At 58.6% G+C, this 408-nt stretch carries 1 pseudogene; it reads right to left on the bottom strand.

From position 1 onward, the window contains the following. A pseudogene (locus GNP95_RS25580) lies at nucleotides 1–408 on the bottom strand (glutamine-hydrolyzing GMP synthase); the annotation flags it as partial.

Genomic DNA, 408 nt, shown 5'->3' with positions numbered 1-408 from the left:
CGGCAGCGCCGTGAAATATTGCCAAATCTCGCGGTCGAGACCGGCTTTGGCGATTTCGTCGCGCAGAATCGCATCCGATTCGCGAACGATCGTCAGCTTCTCCTCCGTCACTTCGCCAAGCACGCGGATGGCCAGTCCCGGACCCGGGAACGGCTGACGCCACACGATGGCCGCCGGCAGTCCGCACTCTTCGCCGACCTTACGCACCTCGTCCTTGAACAGCGCTTTGAGCGGCTCCACCAGCTTGAACTTCATATCTTCCGGCAATCCGCCGACGTTGTGATGCGATTTGATCGTTTGTGCCGTAGCCGTACCGCTTTCCACGATATCCGTATACAGCGTACCTTGCGCCAAGAACGCGAAGTCGTCGAATTTCCCCGACTCCTCTTCGAAGACGCGAATGAATTC

The sequence above is a fragment of the Paenibacillus woosongensis genome (assembly GCF_009725165.1).
Lineage (GTDB): Bacteria > Bacillota > Bacilli > Paenibacillales > Paenibacillaceae > Fontibacillus > Fontibacillus woosongensis.
This window is presented reverse-complemented; position numbering and strand designations above follow the sequence as displayed.